This is a genomic window from Chitinophaga filiformis (genome assembly GCF_900102545.1).
GTDB classification, from domain to species: Bacteria; Bacteroidota; Bacteroidia; order Chitinophagales; family Chitinophagaceae; genus Chitinophaga; species Chitinophaga filiformis.
Genome location: NZ_FNBN01000004.1, coordinates 67,576 through 87,944, shown reverse-complemented (window position 1 = coordinate 87,944; position 20,369 = coordinate 67,576). Strand labels below are relative to the sequence as shown.

Sequence of the window (20,369 nt, the reverse complement as noted above, 5' to 3'; positions counted from 1 at the left end):
GACCACCAATCACGCAAGGTAGCCGTTTCTGTTTGTGCCGCCGGCGGACAAGGTGTTACACTTATCATGGAAAAGTAGACCGTCATTGCTCTATTGCCAGCTCAAAACCGGCATTCAGGACCAGTTTACCTTCTGTTTCACCTTCAACACCTGTCAGCTTCCAGCCTTTTATTTTGCCGGTTTTCCCTTTGGTCAACAAGTCGGCAAGCTGTTTATCTGTCAGCTTCTTACCAAACACTTCAAACGGTACCTTAAACCCGCATACTTTGAAGTTGGCACAGCCATAGGCTGTATTACCTTTCTTCAGCAGATGCGCTTTACATTTCGGGCATTGCTGTTCTTCTATTACAACAGCCTTTTTGGGTTCTTTTGGTTTCGCCTCTTTTTTTGGCTTTTCTTCTTTGTCTTTCTCTTTTTCTTTTTCAGCCGGTTGATCGGGCGCTATGGTAATCACCTTATAATTGGCCGTTTTCACTTCTTTGGTCAGATCTATAACCATCTGGATCAGTTCCTGCTTGAACGTATCCATGGCATATTCTCCCTTTTCTATGAGACGCAATTTACGCTCCCAGATACCCGTCAGCTCTGGACTCTTCAACAATTCCGTCTGAATAGTATCTATGAGATCTATACCGGTTTGTGTTGCGTAAATGTTCTTCTTGCGTTTCTCTATATATTTCCTGCGGAAGAGCGTTTCAATAATATTCGCCCGTGTGGAAGGACGGCCAATACCGTTATCTTTCAGCAGTTCACGCATTTCCTCATCTTCTACCTGCTTACCGGCAGTTTCCATCGCACGTAATAAGGTCGCTTCTGTAAATGCTTTGGGTGGTGAAGTTTTGCCCTGATGTATCCTCGGCGTATGAGGACCGCTTTCACCTACCACAAATACCGGCAGGATCTTTTCTTCTTCCTCTCCCTCTTTTTTAGGAGCAACATCATTGGCATATACTTCCTTCCAGCCCGGCTCCAGGATCTGCTTACCGGTGACCTTGAATTCTACCTGTCCCACTTTACCCAATACAGTAGTGTTGGAGATCTTACACTCCGGATAGAAGGCCGCAATGAAACGCCTTGCCACCAGATCATATACACGTTTCTCTTCCAGGCCCAGGTTGGCCGGATAGACGCCTGTAGGAATGATGGCATGGTGATCTGTTACCTTCTTATCATCGAAGACAGTCTTGAGCTTAGGAATAGGCTTGGCAAGAACAGGCGCAGTCAATGCCGCATAAGGCGTCATGTCCTGCAGGATGCCTGCAATTTTAGGATGCAGGTCTTCCGAGAGATAGGTGGTATCTACCCTGGGATAGGTAACCAGCTTTTTCTCATAGAGGCCCTGGATATATTTCAGCGTATCATCCGCAGAATAAGCATATTTCTTATTGGCTTCCACCTGTAATGCCGTGAGGTCAAACAGGCGGGGATTCCCTTCCTTACCTTCTTTCTTCTCAAAGGAAGTGATCTCAAAAGGATGCTCTTTCAGATATGCCAACCCTTTCTCAGCCCTGTCCAATACCTTGATACGGTCAATGGTAGCGGTGAATTCCGTTTCCCGGTAAATGGTCTTTAACTCCCAGTACTCCTCAGACACAAACGCATTGATCTCTTTCTGCCTGGCCACGATCATCGCCAGGGTAGGGGTTTGTACTCTTCCGATGGAGAGTACAGTTTTCCCCATCGCAAATTTCTTGGTGAATAGCCGGGTGGCATTCATCCCCAGCAGCCAGTCGCCGATAGCCCTGGCACTGCCTGCCGCATACAGGTTATTGTATTGGTCAGCATCTTTCAGTTTCTGGAAGCCCTCGCGGATAGCCTCTTCAGTCAGGGAGGAGATCCACAGCCTTTTGACAGGCGCTGTACATTGTGCCTTCAGCAATACCCATCGCTGGATGAGTTCTCCTTCCTGGCCGGCATCCCCGCAGTTGATCACTTCTTCACATTGCTGCACCAGTTGTTCTATGATCTTGAATTGTCTTTCTACACCGTTGTTTGCTATGAGTTTGATACCGAAGCTGGAAGGAATGATGGGGAGGTCTTCCAGCCGCCAGAACTTCCATTGTTCAGTATAATCATGCGGCTCCTTCAGGGTACAGAAATGCCCGAAGGTCCAGGTCACCTGGTACCCATTGCCTTCATAATATCCGTCCTTACGTTGTTTAGCGCCGATGATCTCTGCGATATCTCTGGCTACGCTTGGCTTTTCTGCAATGCAAACCTTCATAGTCAATTAAACAGGGATGCAAATGTCGTATAAATAGACAGAAAGCTACTTAACTTCTGCCAGGTATTTATGCACAAAGCTTATAGCCATAGAACCTTCACCTACTGCAGCGGCCACCCTGTTCATGGCATGGGCGCGTACATCTCCCGCGGCAAAAATGCCGGGACAGCTGGTTTCCAGCAGGTATGGGTCACGGTTCTGTTTCCAGATCTTATTGAATGTATCGTAGTTTTTGAGGTCTCTGCCGGTTTCAATAAATCCTTTATCATCTTTGATGATGTCCAGCTCAATCCAGTCAGTGAATGGTTTTGCACCTATGAAGATATAAAGGGCGTCTGCATTCACCTGTCTCCGTTCTTTCGTATCAATATTACAGAGACAAAGAGATTGCAGTTTTTCTTCCCCCATTGCCTCAGCAATTTCTGTTTTCGGCAATACGGTGATATTAGGCGTACCGGCAATCTGCTCTATGAGGTAAGCAGACATGGTACTGGTCAGATCTTCTCTACGGATGATGATATAAATATTCTTCGCAAACTTAGATAAGTACATAGCTGCCTGTCCCGCGGAATTGCCTCCACCAACAACATATACATCTTTATCTTTACAAGCTGCTGCTTCAGTGGTGGCAGCGCCATAATAAATACCTGCGCCCGTGAAGTCTGACACACCCTTGGTTTCCAGCTGACGATAATCCACACCGGTAGTAATGATCACACTACGTGTATTAATTTCCGTACCGTCTTCCAGTATGATCTTTTTATAACCGTCTTTCTGTTTAATATCTTTTACTGACTGAGGTGTAATGAACTCCGTACCCAACCTGGTAGCCTGTGCAATAGCACGACGGGTCAGTTCAGCGCCACTTAGTCCGCTGGGGAAACCCAGGTAGTTCTCAATACGCGAACTGGTTCCTGCCTGTCCGCCGGGAGCCCGTTTCTCTATCAGCAGTGTTTTCAGTCCTTCGGAAGCACCATACACACCTGCCGCCAGTCCCGCAGGACCAGCACCAATGATCACAACATCGTAAACATCCTGTTTCACTTGTGGATTCAGTCCCGCTTTGCGGGCAATGTCGATGATAGACGGACAGGAAAGACAGCCGCCATCATCAAATATAACCACCGGCAGGTCTTTAATGGAAAGGTTGTTGACATTCAGCAGGCGCGCAGCTTCTTCCGAAGCCTGTACATCCAGCCACTGATAGGGGATCAGGTTGCCTGCCAGGAAGTCCTTAATGGCGTGCGACTTAGGAGAGAACTGGTATCCCAGCACTTTGATACCCTTAAAATCCGGGCGGTATATTGCCTGCCAGTTACCCAGCAGATCATCGATGATCGGATATAATTTCTCCTCCGGAGGACTCCAGGGTTTCACCAGGTAGTAGTCCAGTTGTACAGAGTTAATAGCCCTGATGGCAGCATCTGTATCAGAATAAGCAGTCAGCAGTACACGTCTTGCATCCGGATAAAACTCCATCGCTTTTTCAAGGAATTCCACACCTTCCATTTCAGGCATACGCTGATCTGAAATGAACATAGCCACTGTTTCACCTTTATTCTTGAGTTCCAATAAAGATTCCAGTGCTTCACTAACTACGGTTGTACTTATTATTTTATAGCTATCACGGTATTGATGTTTGAGATCTCTCACAATGGCACGTAACACTTGTGCATCGTCATCAATACAGAGAATAAAAGGCGGATTGTGATTCATATAGTCTGTTCTTAGAATGGCATAAGTCAATTCAAAATTAACTTATAAATATGATTATCCATGAATGGGAAGTGACACGATAAAACGGGTCTCTCCTGGTTTAGATTCTACATTCAAGTAACCTTTATGCTGGCGGACGATCTGTGATACAATATCCAGTCCCAGTCCTGTACCTTTACCCGGATCTTTTGTTGTAAAGAACGGATCATATATTTTAGCGATGAAGTTTTCTGGTATACCGGGACCATCATCAGTAATGATGACTTTTAAACAGTCTTTATCACGTTCTGTTTTGATAGTCAGTTTCCCTCTTTTATTCACCTCCATTGCGTCCAGTGCATTATCGATCAGGTTAGTCCATACCTGGTTCAGTTCCCCGATCAGTGCACGCAGAGGAGGCAGATTGGTATCATATTGTTCTACCAGTTCGATATTTCCTTTACGTAATTTATATTGCAGGATGGAAAGCGTATTCCGGATACCATCATGTATATTGGTCAGTTGTTTATCATAGCCCTTATCCATATGGGTGAACGATTTTACGGAACCCACCAGGTCTGCAATACGTTTAGAGGCCTCTTCAATATCAGATACAATTTTTTCCGTAACCAGGTTATTGTTGATCCAGTTGAACACGGGAGAAATGTCATTGGCGCCCAGTCGTTGTCTGAACTCATCAAGACGCTCTTTGGTAAAACCAAATTCCACGAAGTTCTCTGCCAGCTCCACGCTGTTTTCCACATTGAGTTCATCCAGCCACTCTGTTAATTCATCTTCTTTCTGGGAGCGCTGTACAAGTGTTAGAGTAGATCCCTGTGACTTATGTTGTGAAAGCACTTCAAACATTTTCTCCTTGACAAGATCAATAGCGGCTGCATCCATACGGATTTCCATAATACGTTTGAAGAACTCCGGTTGTAACTGCAGGTGCTTTTTCATGGAATGAGCACCCCGTACCACAGCTGCCGCCGGGTTATTCAGCTCATGTGCCAGTCCTGCTGACAACTTACCCAGCGCCATCATTTTTTCACTTTGCCGCAGGAAGGAAGTATAGTCCCGTACACGATTAGTCATAATATGTACCAGGGCCTGTGTCAGCTCAAAATGATTACGGATCAGTTCCTGTATTTTCTCGATAGGAAGAGTGAGTACAACTGTATCTTCTATCACTTCTCCCGCTACCTGGTATATGGTGCCTCTGGAAAAAGGGAGGTAGCCTACTATCTTACCAGGTTCTACTATAAGTAATTCACGCAGTTCATTGTTCTGCATCTGGCATATTCTCACGAGACCGGATACAATCAGCTGAGTGCCGAGCATCATGTCATCAACTTTGAACATATAGGTACCCGCAGGATATTCTTGTCGCTCGCTATTGTCAATAAACCATTGCAACTGGTTGTCGGGAACGCCCTGAAGTGCCTCAATGGAGCGCATCCATTCAACGGTAGTGGTATTAGTCATGGAAGGATGATTATTGACCAGAAAGATACTTATTATTCAGCTAGGTTCCCACAGTGATAGTTGTCGGATTCATGTTTAAATAAGTCTAAATACTCAAACGGAAGGTTTTACAAACGGTTTTTGTAATCTGGCAGTTGTTGCGCGATCCCTATGAGACAACGATCAAACCAGCATGTGAAGCCGATATAACAATGGTTCTCCTATGGGTATCTTACGTTCATGCTAGGTTCAGAGACGTAGCATGAACGTAAGATACCCATAGGAGAACCATTGTTATATCCTGATTATATAGAAGCTATATTGAAGCTAAAAGCAACTATTTCAGTGCATTTCTCAGCTCATTTGCTGCATATCGCAACGCAGACTGTACCGCCGGTACATCAGCAATAGGATTCAGCAAACCATAATCGTGGATCATGCCCTGAATACGCACCAGTGTAACCGGTACCCCAGCCTCATCCATTTTGCGAGCATATGCCTCACCTTCATCCCTCAGTACATCATTCTCTGCAGTCTGTACCAGCGTAGGCGGCAATCCTTTCAGATCTTCCAGCGTCGCCTGCAAAGGAGATGCATAGATCTCATTACGTCCTGCCTCCGGCATATAATTATCCCAGAACCATATCATCATATTCCTTGTCAGGAAGCGGGAGGTAGCATACTGATGATAGGAAACGGTATCAAAGTTGGCGTTTGTCACCGGCCAGAAAAGCACCTGGAATTTGATCTCAGGGCCTTTTTTGTGCTTCGTCATTAACACGGTAGCAGCAGTCAGATTGCCACCAACACTATTACCAACCACCGCCAGGCGTTTCCCGTCGATATTCAGTTCAGCACCATTCGCAGCAATCCATTTGGTAGCAGCATATGCTTCATTGAGCGCTGTAGGATATTTCGCTTCCGGAGAACGGGTATATTCCACAAATACAGCAACAAGACCTGAATAAACCACCAGGTCTCTGACAAAGCGCTGATGCGTAGGGAAATCTCCCAATACCCAGCCACCACCATGAATGAACATGAAAGCAGGCAGCACGCCTGTCTGTCCTTCCGGACGTACGATAAACAGTTTTACACTCAGACCGTCTTCACTGATCGTCTTTTCTGTCACTTCAACCCCGGAAAGATCTACCTGCACAGACTTCTGCGCTCCTTCCAGTACTTTACGGGCGTCAGCAGGTGTCATCGTTTCCATAGGATCGCCGCCGGCACTGTTCAAAACATTAAGAAAGGCTTTGACACGTGTATCAATAGCCGGATCTATAGCTGGGTCCAACACTGCAATAGTGTCGCCAACAGCAATTAAATGTTCAGTCATATAGTTATCTTTTTATGGATGTTAATAAAATGGGTCCCTGCAAATCTATTATATAGATATGCAGGCATCAATGGCAGAATAATGGTCTCTGTTGTACAATTCAGGGGAAAGTGAATGGATGGGCAGGGGCTCAGTCATGGGCAGCAGCAACAAGATCACTTACCAATCCTTTCTTGAAACTGGAGAAATTCATACCGGAGTTATTCTTGAAGTATTTACTGAAATGAGAATGGTCTTCGAAACCCAATAGATAAGCAATCTCTTTCATACTTACATTGGAATGCAGTGCCTGTCTTTTTGCTTCCATGATAATATGCTGCTGTATATGCGAACTGGCTGGTGTACCCGTGATCTTTTTTACAATGCGGTTCAGGTGATTGGCAGTCACAAAAAGTTCCGAAGCATAGTCCGCCACAAATTTCATTGTCCTGAACTGCGCTTTTACCAGGGACACGAACTTCCTCACCAGCTCAATTTCCTTCGACTGGGCCAGTTCATTTACCCTGAGCTGCAGCCTGCGGGTGATATAGATCACCAGTATATTCAGCAATCCCGCCAGTATCTCCGAACGTAAGAGGTAATGATGTGTATATTCCTTTTCCATTTTCTCCATCAGGTCTTCTATCTCGTCCTTCATTTCCTCGTCAGCTTTTATGACCGGTATACTCATGCCTGAGATGTCGGTATCCAGCCAGGTGCTGCCTATTGTATAGGTAGCCCATCGATAGAGGAAATCCTGTGAAAAGGAAATATAATATCCTTCAACGGCGCCCTGGATCCTGAAGCTTTTCACCTGACCGGGAGTAAGGCAGTAGATCATGTTTTGTCCGACAGAATGCTGGACAGTATCAATAGTGATTAGCCCCTGGCCTGTTCTGAACCAGATGATCTCAAAATGTTGCAGTCTCTCAGCTTGTTCATTCAGGTAGAGCCGGCCCTGCGTCATCCCTTCCAGTGTCTGTATCTCAAAGTGGCTGTTCCTTTCTGACTTGAAATGCTGGGGTGCATCGGGTAACATGAGCATAGCGGTGTTCATAAAATGAGGTTTCAGTCCAATTAATAATATGCTAATCTGATGCCATGCTATAAGTTGTTGATCAATATATGATTAGGTGATTGTTCGCCTGAAATTATTGGCCATATATGACCAATTGATCAATACATTATTGCTATTTCAGGATCCGCGAGCTCCCCGCTGATTATATATCGCTGATTTCCTGGCCTGACTGTTCATATATGAACAATTATATGGGCTTTTTGTTAACCAACAGGGTATCGTTCAACGATTTATGAGAATGGTACATCACTTGTTGGACTAGCATACCATTTTTCCTTCTCACGAAATCAGCTATAACATGAGCCTAGAGAAATCAGATATGCCACAATATAATTATAGTGATCTTATTGGTGCAGGCCCGGAAATGCAACACGTGTTTTACATGTTATCCCAGGTGTCCATTACCCAGAGTACCGTGTTAATAATGGGAGAAACAGGTACAGGGAAGGAATTGATCGCGCGGGCTATTCATAATGCTTCTCCCCGCAGGAATAAACTGATGGTAAAGGTGAACTGTGCAACGTTGCCACCTAATCTTATAGAGAGTGAATTATTCGGGCATGAAAGAGGCAGTTTTACCGGTGCTTTGGAACGCAGGATCGGAAAGTTTGAACTGGCAAATCATAGTACCCTGTTCCTGGATGAAATAGGTGAATTACCTCCGGACCTCCAGGTGAAACTGTTGCGCGCTATACAGGAAAAAGAGATCGAGAGAATAGGAGGTAAGCATACTATTAAAACAGATGTCAGGATCATTGCAGCAACAAACCGCAATCTACAGAAAGAAGTAGCGGAAAGCCGTTTCAGGAGTGATCTGTTCTACCGGCTGAATGTATTCCCTATTGTATTGCCACCATTGCGGGAACGGAAGGAAGATATCCCATTGCTGGCGGCGCATTTTATTGACCGCTTTGCCCGTACTGCTGGTAAGAAGAATGTCCGTTTGTCCAGTATGGTCATGAAGCAACTGAATGCTTATAACTGGCCGGGTAACGTCCGCGAACTGGAGCATGTGCTCGAAAGAAGCATATTACTCATGCAAGGGAATATTATCAGGGAGATCCATTTATCATCTCCTTTGTCGAAGGCAGAAAATAAAAGCAAAGCAGACGAGGACTATAGCAGGACGCTGGCAGAAGTGGAACGCGAGTACATCCTGGGAGTACTGGATAAATGCCGGGGAAAGGTATTCGGGCCTGGTGGTGCTGCAGAGATACTCGGACTGCACGTATCCACCCTGAATCACCGCATCAGGAAACTAGGTATTCACAAAGAGCATAAGTATTTTATAAAAGTACCACAGCACTAACTGACATTACAAAGCTGATAACAAACTTACAGCCGTCCGGTCACAGGACGGCTATTTTATTTTTCTCCTGCGTAAGGGTATACATTACCCATTGTGTTGTTATAGTAATGGCATTACTATTTAATAACTGACCTATGGAATATGAAGAACATCAGAAGCACGAGATACTGGCAAGGATGCTATGTTACCTGGTGCTGCCTTTTTTGAGTTTTTTATTTATCGCAATCATAGCTATTCTTATTTATACGCTCTCTTAAGTAATATTCATGTATACTACTGCCGACTATGTGTCACGGGCCTCAAGGTTCGTGCGGAACCAGCTACAGCCAACTTCGAAGAAGCTGTCCACACTGATGCTCTATGCTACAGACCTTTGCCAGTCCCGCTGCAAACATTGCCTGATATGGGCGAAAAGACCGGTTGTACATCTGCCCATGGAGAAGATCGTGGAGATCATGCAGAGCGATTGTATCAGCAAAACTACCAATATAGGCCTCGAAGGAGGTGAGTTTCTGTTACATCCGCAGGCGTTTGAGATTTTACAATGGTTCAGCAGATTCCATCCTGCATATGATCTTTTATCGAATTGCCTGGATCCCGGAAAAGTGATTAAGGCGGCGAAAGAATATGGGCCGAAACGCCTGTTCATTTCCCTGGATGGTAATAAAGAAACATACCAGTACATGCGGGGTAAAGACGGTTATGACAAAGTGCTACGTGTGATCAAAGAACTGCACCAGGAACAGGAGATTTCTGTCATGTTCACATTGTCGCCCTATAACAGTTTTGATGACCTGCGTCATGTAATGCAGGTGTGTGCTGAGTATGGAACAGATCTGCGGATTGGTATCTACAATAACATCTCTTACTTCGATACAGTAGAAACCGCGCATACTGATAATGTTATCGGCAGTGAAGCACCTGTTGCTACTGCTGCCCGTCTTGAAATACCTGCTGATATTGTTCAAAGCCTGCAGGGATTTGATGAAAACCTTGATTTCCTACAACTGTATAAATACTGGCAGCAGGGCGAATTGAAAATGCCCTGCTATTCTATCTTCGATAGCCTTGTAGTATTGCCAAACGGAGATGTACCCATCTGTCAGAACCTGGATCTGAAGCTTGGCAACGTCTATGACAATTCACTCGACCACATCTTCAATGATGCCACTACCAACGCTATACAGAAGCATCATTGTCACAACTGTAATGGCTGCTGGATCAACTTCCACCGCAAATATGATATCACATTACTCCGTCAATCGGAACGCTTACTGGGTAATCTGATCACAGAGAAATTGTTTGGAGATTATCAGTGGAATAAACAAAGGGAAAGTTTTAAAACAGTAATGGCAAAAGTGTAGAACATGCTGGATCTGGTTATCGGTAAATACAAACAATGGCGAAGAAGGAGGAATTTAGACGGGCTGTTTAGCGATGGCCCGTCCTTCGCTTTTATAGGAGTAGGACAGCATAGTATTGATAATTTATATCCTGTCATACTAAATATGGGCGTCCGCATTAAATACCTTTATTCCCGCCAGTTATCTGTCGCGACAAGGGCTGCGCGTCTTTTTCCCGAATGTACAGGTGTATCAGAATTGTCAGTCATATTAAACGATCCGTCAGTACAGGGCGTTTTTATCTGCATGAAGAATGAACACCAGTTCCCGCTGGTAAAGGCTTGTCTGGATGCAGGCAAATATGTGTTTGTGGAAAAGCCGGCTGTTAACAGTTATGCAGCCCTCCAAGAGCTGATTACTCATCTGCATGCGGATAAGTGTATGATTGCATTTAATAAGCGTTTCAGCCCTTTAAACCGGCAATTGAAGAAGAGTATTGCTGATACGTATAGTTACCAGGCGCGTTATATTACGGGGGCGTACCCGGAAGGTGATGCAGTGATGGAATTATTCTGTCATCCTGTAAATAATGTAATACAGTTTTTCGGGCCGGTGGAACAATACACCCTGTTACATCATCCAGGTGTGAACGGCGGCATACATCTGCAATTGTTGATGAAACATAAGCAGGTAACGGGTATGCTGGAGCTGTCCAGCTGCTATTCCTGGTCATTGTTTACTGATACATTGCTATGCCTTACTCCCCGTAAAGTAATAGAAATAACCTATCCGGGTAGTTTCCGCATTACGCCCCTGGGCAGGCAGTTTGCCGGTATACCATTTAACAAGGTCTTCAATAGCCAGCGCCTGTTGAGTGAAACAAATTATACAACGGCCACACCTGTGGCAGGGAACAATCCTGTGGTACAATACGGTTATCGTGATGAGATCCATTATTTCGTGACACAAGTACAGCAGGGTAAAATGCTGCATCGCGCGGCGCCTGCTACATTCAGAGATACATTCCGTTTGCTGGATGAATTAAAGCAGGCGATAGGTCAGAGCCGGTAGCTGATGCCTATCTGGAAACCAATCCATGTACTGATGTCTGCTGTTTCTTCAGGTGGAGACCTATGAAGTGTATAGGGAGGGTTGATAGTTATATAATCCTTTTCAGGAGTTGTTGCTACCGCTCTCAGGGTAGCGAGGCTTAGCGGCCAGGTCGTTAATTGGTAAGTACTTTTTAGGCGATTGAATACAGGTCCAGCATGTACTGACAGGTGAGGGCTTATTCTTCTCTGAACAAGAAGACTGACTCTTTGCAATTGGCTGTTTACATAAACAACAGGCCTTGTTGCACCGGTATCACTAACTGTGTGTATAGTCGTTTCTTTAAAGAGCTTACCTGTTGTAGCTTCCAGCTCTATCAGCCAGCGATTATTTAAGGGATAACTGATACCTGCTCCATAGCGAAAACCTGATACTGAAAAATTGGTGCCCCAGGATACAATACCGTATACCAGTGTCACACCTGCTTTTGCCTGCACGTTGGCATAAAGTGCTTCATCTGCGGCGAACCCGCTCTGCGCAAATGGTTTGAAAAGGCCTGGCTTTTCATATATGTATGGTTGCTTTTGCCGTTTCGCTGGTGAAGTAGGACGTAGCGACATAGGCGCTGCGGGTTTTATAGTAGGAATGGTAAGCCTTACCGGTGCTATTGAGAGTGAATAAGAAGGTGAATTACTAATAGTTTTATTGCTGCCCGCGATAGTATTTATTAGTGTAGCCGCTGTAGCATTGGGTAGAAAATCTGTTGTTATACCAGCTTCCGGTGTAGCTGTTATGGTACCAGGTGGGGCGTTTGTTACCGGTATGTGCATCTGTTTACCTGCACCGATAGGCTGCCATTTTGCGCCTGTAGGGCGCTGTTCGGTCACGTGTTTGATTGGCTGACTGCTTGTAGCGGTCCTTGTAGCAACATTCTTGTTGTTTGACCGGCGGAAGATAACATGGTCCTGATAGATGGTATAGTCAGAGCCTGTGGCTTCCCTGATCATTGTAAGCAACTGATGCATGGAATAAGAGGGCTGTCGGAGCTGTAGCTGTTTCTGGGCTATTACCTTTTGTGCATTAAAGGATAAGATGAAACCTGTTTGTGTTGTAATCATATCCCCCAGGGTGGTGATACTCACTTCCTTCATAGGAACGCGCACCCGTTTATCCAATGATGGAGGGACTGTCTGTGCTTTCACACCGGTAAACAGTAGTATGCATACCATGGCCAGGCATGCTTTCCTAAATAACTCAATTGCATTCATTCCCTTGCACATAAATAGTAGACCCTTCCATATGGTACTGTAGAGATAACGATGCGGTGATGACTTCCATTACATATTGAATTGGCATATCGGTAAATGAGGTAGTGATGGTGCAATCGGCCAGTTTTTTATTTTCCAGTACGATCTTTACGTTGTAGGCCTTTTCCAGGGCGCTAACTACTAACTCCAGACGAGTAGCCTCAAAATGGAATGTTTTAGTAGCATAGGCATAGTCATTGCCACCTTCCATTTTTGTTACGGAGAAGCGATGTGTATCCACCTGGTATACACTCTGCATGCCACCTTTTACAATGACACTGTCATGGTTATCGAAGAAAAGTACAGCACCATTATCCATGGCTATGGTAACGCTATCTTTATTAGTCTTCACATTGAATGCAGTGCCGATCACCTTAATATCTGCAGTCCCTGTGCGTACAATAAAAGGTTTGCTGGCATTGGGCGCAATAGAGAAATAGCCTTCCCCCTGCAATTGCACTGTTCTGTCAGCACCATCGAATGAGGCTGGGTGTTCCAGCCGGCTACCCGGTGCTAATGTTACACGGGAATGATCGGGCAGGGTATCCCGGAGAATATCATTAGATGATGTAAGCGCCAGCATAAGAGGGGCCTTCGCTGTTTTCCACGGCTGGAAGAAAACCAGTAGCGCTGCACCAAGCGCTACCATGAACACAACTGCCACCGCCCGGCGTATAAACAGCGTACGTAGTACCGGTGTTTTACGACTTCCGGTTGGAAGAGAAGTATCGATATTGAGTCGCTGCAGCTCCCGCTGAAGATCAGGAGCCGTATAAGCGCCCTCTTTACCGGCATGCGACCATAACTGCAGGTATTGCTGCAGGAGCCGGTTGTTGTCGGGCGTCTGCTCTACCCATTCATCAATGGCAAGCGCCTCTTCCGGACTCGCTTCTCCGGCCAGGTATTTTATCAGCAGTGCTTCAGTTATCGCTATGTTTTGTTGTTTGCTCAATGGTAAATGTTATTTCATGCAGGATTTTTACAGCAGATGATTTATATACAATATCAGGGAAATCGTAAGGAGGTAATCGGCCAGTTTTTCCCGCATCAGTTTTAATGCTTTGCTCATCTGTGCTTCCACCGTCTTTACTGAGATGTTCAGTTCTGCGGCTATTTCAGCGTACTTTTTGCCTTCTTCCCGGCTTTTCAGGAATATCACCCTGCATTGTTCGGGCAAGGCGCCTGTTGCCTGTGCAATGTGTTTTTCAAGCTCTCTGGTCAGCGTTTGCTGTTCTGTGCCTCCTTGTGTGAAGTTGTCCGTGTTGCCGGCTTTGTAGGACACATACCTGTCCCTGGCGCCGTCTTTCCGGATATTGTTCATGCAGCTGTTGTAAACAGAACGGTATAAATATCCTTTTATATCTTCTTCAAAGGCGACAGTTTCCCGTTTCTCCCACAGCCGGGCAAATACGGTTTGTACAATATCATTGGCTTCTTCGCTGTCTCTCAGTAATGTATAGGCTTACCGGTGCAGCTTTTCATAGCAGGTATGAAAAAGATGCAGGAACAGTTCAGATTTATCTCTATTCTTCAATGCCGTCAATTCCCGGGTGCTAGTTGGCCAATAATATAATAGTATAACACGAAGGGGCGGATATACCCCTACGTGTTTTTAAAAAAATCCTTTTGTACTTATTATCAGACTTTTGGAGCCCATCCCTTTTCATACTCCCTTTTCCACAATTTCATAGCGTCGGCATCATTGAGGATGTGCCCATTGGAGGGATCTGTATGTAATACCCTGCCAGTGCGCTGCGCGATATTGCCCAGTAGCGGCAGCAGTGTACTGCGGTAGGCCACATTTATTTCAGCATTGAGTTTGGCGTTGCCGCGGATGCTTTCCAGGAAGTTATTGATATGTATTGCATCGTAAAATTCTCCGGCAGGACTTACCGTATTAACAGCACTCTGGTTTGTATTGGTGGCCTGTTTCACCTCTTTAACGACCTTTCCTTTGAGGTCTACTATCTTATAGCTGTCACCTCCGGAATTGTACAGGGTACCGTTATCTCCGAAAATGGCAAAACCGCGGTCGCTGCCTTCCAGGTTGAATGCGCTGCAGCTGCGTCCTTCCCAGGAGATGGCTTTGCCGCCTTCAAATTCAAAGTTGAGGGTCTGGGTATCCGGTGTTTCCCAGTCGTCCTTTGGATAGGCATAACGTCCGCCGGCAGAAGTTACCTTGGTGGGGAATTCCAGGTCCATGAACCAGCGAAGGCAATCCAGTTCGTGAGTGCCGTTGTTACAGGTTTCTGAAGTACCCCAATGCCAGCGCCAGTGCCAGTTATAGTGAACGATGTTGTCCAGGTAGTCGCGGCGTGGGGCAGGCCCCTGCCATAGATCCCAGTTCAGGGTATCCGGCACTGCTATTTTTTTGCCAACGCCAATCGGCTGACGGTTATTGGTATACCAGCTTTTCCCATAATAGATCTTACCCAGCACCTGCTGTTCCTTCACCTCTTTTATAGCCTGTTGCATATTCGGCCAGGAACGGCGCTGGCTACCCATCTGTACCAGGCGATTATATTTCTTTGCTGCTGCTATCAGTAATTCTCCTTCTGCAGGATTATGGGCGCAGGGTTTCTCCACATATACGTGTTTGCCTGCCGCAGTGGCCATTATTGCTGCCGGGGCATGCCAGTGGTCAGGGGTAGCGACAAACAATGCATCAAAGTCTTTGCGCTCGAGCAATTGACGGATGTCTTTTATAACAGTAGGTTTACGGTCCTGGGCGCCCGCAACAGCCTTCAGTCCCTTTGCGATAGCGCCATCTTCCACGTCGCAGATATAACCGATCTCTGCGCCAGGTAGCTTTGCTGCACACTGGGCAAGCCAGTTCCCCCGGGAATTGACACCCATTACGCCCAATACCAGCTTATTGCTGGGGGCATTTTTTCCAAACACAGGGAAATTAAGGATGGTTAAGCCTGCTCCTACGCCAGCAAGACCACCGGTTTTGATAAAATCTCTTCTTTTCATAACGATGTGACCTGTTTATAGATTAATATTTTTTGCACGATAGAAGTTTAGAATAGGCTGCCTAATGTAAAAAAATAAATATGGGGTTTATAGAATTTTTGATGAGCGAAAGGAAGGGGAAGTTCCATAAGCGATGATTGGGGCAAATTGTAGAACGGACAAGGTATTAGTGGTAACTTTAATAGAAAATTGTGGGGTATGCTAAAAAGGAAAAGGCAGCAAAAATACCTTGTTAAAAGGTGCCTGGAGTTACGACTTCAGTTATATGCCTTTGCCGATGCCGGAGGTGAGGATGCCTTGCATAAGCTACGTGTGGAGATCAAGAAACTGAAGGCTTTCTCCAAACTGACAAAATTGTATAAGGGCGAGAAAGCCGTTACTATTAAAAAAAATATAAGGAAGATATTTCACCGTGCCGGAATTATCCGGGAAGCCAGTATTAACCTGCAAATGATAAAGCAGTTCAATATTCATCATCCGGCATTCAACACTGAAGCAAAAGGTACTATCCAACAGGAAACAGCTAAATTCCGTTTACATAAAACGGATTATAACGACGATATCAGGAATAACGTCAAATCCTTTCTGAAGTCATTACAGCCCGTCCGGAATCATGACATTAAACACTGGTTTACCAGGCAGTTGAAAAAGATAGCTGGAGTAGTAACTACAACATCCACAGATCAGCTACATGAAGCCCGTAAGAGAATCAAAAACCTCGTATACATGCATGGGATACTTCAGCAGCGATTGGCATCTGCATTAGAATTAAACATCGACTATCTTGACCAGATGCAGGATGCCATTGGTAAATGGCACGACACTGCCGTAGCGGTTGAACTGCTGGCTGCGCACAGTTCAGGGAATAAGGCTAAGATCAGCAAGCTGCATAAAGAGCAGGATAAAGCTGGTAAGGCTATTCATACGATGGGGGACGATTTTTTAAATAAGGTTGTTAAGAGGGATTGAATCTACCCTCCATACGACGGCAAAATTATCTTATTCTTTATCGCATATTTCAAAATCCCCACAGTCGACCTCACCCCCAATTTATCCTTCAAATCCTGCCTCGTCTTCTCCACAGTCCGGATGCTCACAAACAACTGAGCCGCTATATCCTTATTACTCTTTTCATCCCACAACAACTGAAGGATCTTTTTCTCCCTGTCATTCAACGTCGCTTCTTTTTTCGCCTTATTACGACTATTCTCATGCTGTGTATTCTCATACAATACATCCGTAAACAACCTGTTTCTGTAAACCCTGTTTTCCTTTACGGAATCTATTGCCTGCAATAGATCTTCGGGATCTCCTGACTTGGAAATAAACCCATATATCCCCAGTTCCAGCAGATCGCACATGAGATGTATATCCTTATCAGTTCCAAGCAGTAGTATTTTTACACGGGGATATTCCTGACGGATTAATATAATAGTATCTGTGAGTGTCGGCATTAATATATCTACCAGCAACGCATCTATCTGCGTATGTTTCAGTTGCTGTAACAGGTCATATTCATTGGACGACTGAATAGCAACGGTTATATTTTTTCTTTCTGAGAGATAACTTTTTAATGTTTTGATGAATAAAGTGTAGTTATCTAAAATGGCTAACTTAATGTGTGTCGCTGGCATAAAAATAAGAACTAAGAATGAGTATTGTTTAAATTACAGGCACTGAACTTTGTGGTATTTTAGCTTGAGGGTTGTGTTGTTTCTGGATTAACGGGCAACACAATCTTAACGGGACTTTACGGGTTAAGTAAAAATATTTATACATGTAATATAACCTGAAATTTTTTTTCAGGCAAGATCAGGCGTTCAATTTAATGGTAATTTAATTATCTAATAATTGCCGGCGTTTAATGAACTTTCTGTAAGCAGGTAATGCTTTTCTACTTTGTCTAATACTATATAAAGAGAGTCTCCGTTGCGGGTGACACCTGTCATAATAATCCTTGATCCGTCCTTAGTTGTATAGTGTAATGTCATATCTTCTCCCGGTTGTGCATTGGCATATTCCAGCAGTATATGCTTCTGCCTGCGCCATGACCGCGCTCTTTCGTCTATGCCATTTATTTCTTTCCTGATCACATCGGGAATAATAGTGATCGTATCGTATAAAATAGGTTTACTGCCACCTGCCAGGTAGAAGGAGTTGCTGGTAATACTTGCTTTCTTATTTAATGGATTTTTATTGTGAAGATGAAGTAGCTGCTGAACTGTATCCGCTTCATAATAGAAGTATGTTCTCCTGCCAGCCATACCCGTTAACTCGAAAGTACGGTTGATATCTCTCATCGGTAGCGCGATACCGTTAGACAGATCCAGGTTCTGTGGTTGATTGGTGCTAAAGGTAAAAGTAGACCATTTCTCAAAGGTGACATGCTGCCACCTTGTGGTATCGAAAGGATCGTAAGCTATTTCTTTATTGTTGATACTGAAAAATGTCACATTGTAGTTCCCTCTTAGCGCAGGCACTCCTTTAAGAGATGGCTGTTTATAGGGGTCATATAAAAAGTTCATCAGCTGCAGATAAGCGGTAACACCAACGAAGATAAACAGTAGCCCTGATTTTAACCCCGTTCTCAGGTATTGCTGCCATTTTTCAGTAAAAGAAGGATAGTAGTGATAAGGAATTACATACCGTTCTTTTATAAAGAATGCATAGAAGTAAGGAAGATCATAAGCCAGCAGGTAGGCCGCAAGAATAACAAAATAAGAGGAATAAATATGCACGTTGCCATCATAGGAAAAGTTGACATATACAATGTCTGCCATGGCGGCAAACAATAAGATCGCACCGTAAACGGTTGTTTTTCTGAACAGCAGTAAAAGGCCAGCTCCTATTTCAAAAACACCGGCAAATGACTGATACCAGGGAACAATACCTACAGATACCCAGTATAACTTTTGTGCAGAATATTGCCCGAAATCTGTGTTTAACATGGCCAGAGAGGGAAAGGGCATCTGTACCGGAAAAATCTTTAAAAACCCAAATCCTATAATACCTATGGCCGCCCTGTAACGGATCAGCACCATTAACCAGTAGTTGAGCGCATAATAAGAGGGGCGTCTTCTGTCGACAAAAGAAAATATCAATCCCCCTATAATTGAGATGGCAAGTATGAGCAACCAGTCTGTATATCCCATCAGATTCCAGTTGCTGTTATCGAACTTGACAATGGCAGGTTGAAAACGCGTGATGTCATATATGTCCCTGTAATGAAGCGCATCCCAGTGAACGGCGAACAGCCTGTCATACCATTCTTTACTGAATGGAATGCACATGATCAGGTAAAATATAAAACATATCCGGAAGGCTATTTTTGAGGCGTTGTTCCAGGGATGCATGTTATTATAATTTAGCAGGGTTGTTTTTGCCGGTACCTGCTTCTTCCAGTAGGTATCGTTTGTTTATCTTTCTTAACACGATCAGCAGGGAATCATGCTGCTGATTGATGCCTGACAATACAATCCTGTTGCTGTCGGGCTGGTGATAATGAAATATGTACATATTGTTTTGCTGCAACAGTGCAAGAGTATGCTGTATTGTGTCTGCCTGCAGCGAGTAGTAGCACCTTCCGTTATTGCCAGTCTGCTCATAAGAGGAAGGGCTTTCCAGTAGATCAGGCACTGTATAAACAGGTGTTGGAATAGAGATTTGTTGAGGAGAGCGAATGCTGACAGTCGCCCATTTTTCAAATACCACGTTTTCCCATCGCATAGTATCTGTTAAGGAGTAAGGCAGCTCCCGCCCGTTAATAGTGAAGCTACTCACATCATAAAAACCCACCAGCCCTGTGGGTGTTGATGTATGCGGGAACTGGTAAGTGCCCTGCCTGTAACTGGAATAACTGGCGTAACCACAGGCCAGGAAGAACAGCAGGAAAATACTCCTTGGCGCCCATTTCCATTTTAAAGAAGGGATTGCAGGTCTTAACGCCGCAGGACGCTGCAGCGCAAACAATGTATGAAACTCCGTGAGATCATATATCAACAGGAATGACGCAATGCTTAACAGGTAAGCGCTGTATAATACATCTGCCCCTTCATAGGCCCAGTTACTGAGAAATACATTACCGAGGAATATGACGGCAATGATCACAGCCGGCAGTGTTAGTTTTCTGAAAAGCAGCAGCAGGGCAATGGTCAATTGTACGATACCAAGAAAACAGGAGTATCCGGGAGCAACGCCCAACGTCATGGAAAAGATCTTCCAGCGCGTGAATTCCCCATAGTGGGTGTTCATATGACTGATGGAAGGATAAGGGCTGTGAATGTGAAAGAAGTAAACAAATCCATACCCCACAAAAGCAAGCGCAAGCCGGTAGCGCAGTATTACTCTCAGCCAGTAATACAGCATATCCATATTGTGTCTGTTATTATCTCTAACCATCCAGATAGTAGCGCCGACAGCCGATACGGGCAACATATATAACAGCACAGGCAGAGAAGGAGGACGATAAGTCGCTAGCATCAGTATACCCGTAAAATCCATACTGAATGAATACCGATAGGTGGATGGGAACAGGCTTAATATAAAGAAGATAAAACAGAACCTGAATAATGCCTGCTGAACGGGCGTCCATTTATTCGCTGTCAT

Annotated in this window: 16 protein-coding genes; 4 read left to right on the top strand and 12 right to left on the bottom strand. The window is 44.7% G+C overall.

Annotation, left to right across the window (positions count from 1 at the left end):
* Positions 1–82: 82 nt before the first annotated feature.
* From BLR32_RS18135 to BLR32_RS18115, 5 genes are all read right to left on the bottom strand, one after another.
* Positions 83–2,224 carry a DNA topoisomerase 3 gene (locus tag BLR32_RS18135; RefSeq protein ID WP_089834268.1) on the bottom strand — a complete coding sequence of 714 codons (2,142 nt, stop codon included), beginning with the start codon at positions 2,222–2,224 and terminating at the stop codon, positions 83–85.
* A 45-nt stretch (positions 2,225–2,269) separates the two neighbouring features.
* Complete coding sequence (locus tag BLR32_RS34555) at positions 2,270–3,940, bottom strand: FAD-dependent oxidoreductase (protein WP_089834267.1); 1,671 nt, start codon at positions 3,938–3,940, stop codon at positions 2,270–2,272.
* Between the two features lie 54 nt (positions 3,941–3,994).
* On the bottom strand, positions 3,995–5,404 hold the full coding sequence (locus tag BLR32_RS18125) for an ATP-binding protein (protein WP_089834266.1): 1,410 nt from the start codon (positions 5,402–5,404) through the stop codon (positions 3,995–3,997).
* Positions 5,405–5,720: 316 nt separating this feature from the next.
* Entirely contained in the window at positions 5,721–6,722 is a 1,002-nt protein-coding gene (locus tag BLR32_RS18120; protein ID WP_089834265.1) for an alpha/beta hydrolase, read from the bottom strand.
* Between the two features lie 130 nt (positions 6,723–6,852).
* Positions 6,853–7,758, bottom strand: coding sequence for an AraC family transcriptional regulator (locus BLR32_RS18115; RefSeq protein ID WP_089834264.1), 906 nt, complete (start codon positions 7,756–7,758; stop codon positions 6,853–6,855).
* A gap of 319 nt (positions 7,759–8,077) precedes the next feature.
* On the opposite strand from BLR32_RS18115, the gene BLR32_RS18110 reads away from it, so the two are divergent.
* From BLR32_RS18110 to BLR32_RS18100, 3 genes are all read left to right on the top strand, one after another.
* A complete protein-coding gene (locus BLR32_RS18110) occupies positions 8,078–9,088 on the top strand; it encodes a sigma-54 interaction domain-containing protein (RefSeq protein WP_089834263.1) in 1,011 nt (336 codons plus the stop codon).
* Positions 9,089–9,354: 266 nt separating this feature from the next.
* Complete coding sequence (locus BLR32_RS18105; protein WP_089834262.1) at positions 9,355–10,452, top strand: radical SAM protein; 1,098 nt, start codon at positions 9,355–9,357, stop codon at positions 10,450–10,452.
* Between the two features lie 3 nt (positions 10,453–10,455).
* Positions 10,456–11,502, top strand: a complete 1,047-nt coding sequence (locus BLR32_RS18100) for a Gfo/Idh/MocA family protein (RefSeq protein ID WP_089834261.1) — start codon at positions 10,456–10,458, stop codon at positions 11,500–11,502.
* Here BLR32_RS18100 and BLR32_RS18095 read toward each other — a convergent pair.
* From BLR32_RS18095 to BLR32_RS18080, 4 genes are all read right to left on the bottom strand, one after another.
* Complete coding sequence (locus BLR32_RS18095; protein WP_143011518.1) at positions 11,490–12,710, bottom strand: hypothetical protein; 1,221 nt, start codon at positions 12,708–12,710, stop codon at positions 11,490–11,492. The two genes, BLR32_RS18100 and BLR32_RS18095, sit on opposite strands and share 13 nt — an antisense overlap.
* A gap of 25 nt (positions 12,711–12,735) precedes the next feature.
* Positions 12,736–13,740, bottom strand: a complete 1,005-nt coding sequence (locus BLR32_RS18090; RefSeq protein ID WP_089834259.1) for a FecR family protein — start codon at positions 13,738–13,740, stop codon at positions 12,736–12,738.
* A gap of 27 nt (positions 13,741–13,767) precedes the next feature.
* Positions 13,768–14,238 carry an RNA polymerase sigma-70 factor gene (locus tag BLR32_RS18085; RefSeq protein WP_089834258.1) on the bottom strand — a complete coding sequence of 157 codons (471 nt, stop codon included), beginning with the start codon at positions 14,236–14,238 and terminating at the stop codon, positions 13,768–13,770.
* 188 nt (positions 14,239–14,426) lie between these two features.
* Complete coding sequence (locus BLR32_RS18080) at positions 14,427–15,764, bottom strand: Gfo/Idh/MocA family protein (RefSeq protein WP_089834257.1); 1,338 nt, start codon at positions 15,762–15,764, stop codon at positions 14,427–14,429.
* 198 nt (positions 15,765–15,962) lie between these two features.
* Between BLR32_RS18080 and BLR32_RS18075 the strand changes: the two genes are divergently transcribed.
* Complete coding sequence (locus BLR32_RS18075) at positions 15,963–16,733, top strand: CHAD domain-containing protein (RefSeq protein WP_089834256.1); 771 nt, start codon at positions 15,963–15,965, stop codon at positions 16,731–16,733.
* A gap of 2 nt (positions 16,734–16,735) precedes the next feature.
* On the opposite strand, the gene BLR32_RS18070 is transcribed toward BLR32_RS18075, so the two are convergent.
* The 3 genes from BLR32_RS18070 to BLR32_RS18060 all read right to left on the bottom strand — a co-directional run bounded on the left by BLR32_RS18070 (position 16,736) and on the right by BLR32_RS18060 (position 20,369).
* Positions 16,736–17,398 carry a response regulator transcription factor gene (locus BLR32_RS18070; protein ID WP_089834255.1) on the bottom strand — a complete coding sequence of 221 codons (663 nt, stop codon included), beginning with the start codon at positions 17,396–17,398 and terminating at the stop codon, positions 16,736–16,738.
* Between the two features lie 210 nt (positions 17,399–17,608).
* Entirely contained in the window at positions 17,609–19,117 is a 1,509-nt protein-coding gene (locus BLR32_RS18065) for a hypothetical protein (RefSeq protein WP_089834254.1), read from the bottom strand.
* 4 nt (positions 19,118–19,121) lie between these two features.
* Positions 19,122–20,369 (bottom strand): hypothetical protein, encoded by a 1,248-nt coding sequence (locus tag BLR32_RS18060; protein WP_089834253.1) that lies wholly within the window; start codon positions 20,367–20,369, stop codon positions 19,122–19,124.

Excerpts from the sequence above, each read along its gene's own strand:
- BLR32_RS18095 (WP_143011518.1), bottom strand. The coding sequence starts at position 12,710 with ATGGTATGCATACTACTGTTTACCGGTGTGAAAGCACAGACAGTCCCT.
- BLR32_RS18060 (WP_089834253.1), bottom strand. The coding sequence starts at position 20,369 with ATGACAGCGAATAAATGGACGCCCGTTCAGCAGGCATTATTCAGGTTC.
- BLR32_RS18070 (WP_089834255.1), bottom strand. The coding sequence starts at position 17,398 with ATGCCAGCGACACACATTAAGTTAGCCATTTTAGATAACTACACTTTA.
- BLR32_RS18105 (WP_089834262.1), top strand. The coding sequence starts at position 9,355 with ATGTATACTACTGCCGACTATGTGTCACGGGCCTCAAGGTTCGTGCGG.
- BLR32_RS34555 (WP_089834267.1), bottom strand. The coding sequence starts at position 3,940 with ATGAATCACAATCCGCCTTTTATTCTCTGTATTGATGACGATGCACAA.
- BLR32_RS18115 (WP_089834264.1), bottom strand. The coding sequence starts at position 7,758 with ATGAACACCGCTATGCTCATGTTACCCGATGCACCCCAGCATTTCAAG.
- BLR32_RS18135 (WP_089834268.1), bottom strand. The coding sequence starts at position 2,224 with ATGAAGGTTTGCATTGCAGAAAAGCCAAGCGTAGCCAGAGATATCGCA.
- BLR32_RS18075 (WP_089834256.1), top strand. The coding sequence starts at position 15,963 with ATGCTAAAAAGGAAAAGGCAGCAAAAATACCTTGTTAAAAGGTGCCTG.
- BLR32_RS18080 (WP_089834257.1), bottom strand. The coding sequence starts at position 15,764 with ATGAAAAGAAGAGATTTTATCAAAACCGGTGGTCTTGCTGGCGTAGGA.
- BLR32_RS18125 (WP_089834266.1), bottom strand. The coding sequence starts at position 5,404 with ATGACTAATACCACTACCGTTGAATGGATGCGCTCCATTGAGGCACTT.
- BLR32_RS18110 (WP_089834263.1), top strand. The coding sequence starts at position 8,078 with ATGAGCCTAGAGAAATCAGATATGCCACAATATAATTATAGTGATCTT.
- BLR32_RS18120 (WP_089834265.1), bottom strand. The coding sequence starts at position 6,722 with ATGACTGAACATTTAATTGCTGTTGGCGACACTATTGCAGTGTTGGAC.
- BLR32_RS18065 (WP_089834254.1), bottom strand. The coding sequence starts at position 19,117 with ATGCATCCCTGGAACAACGCCTCAAAAATAGCCTTCCGGATATGTTTT.
- BLR32_RS18100 (WP_089834261.1), top strand. The coding sequence starts at position 10,456 with ATGCTGGATCTGGTTATCGGTAAATACAAACAATGGCGAAGAAGGAGG.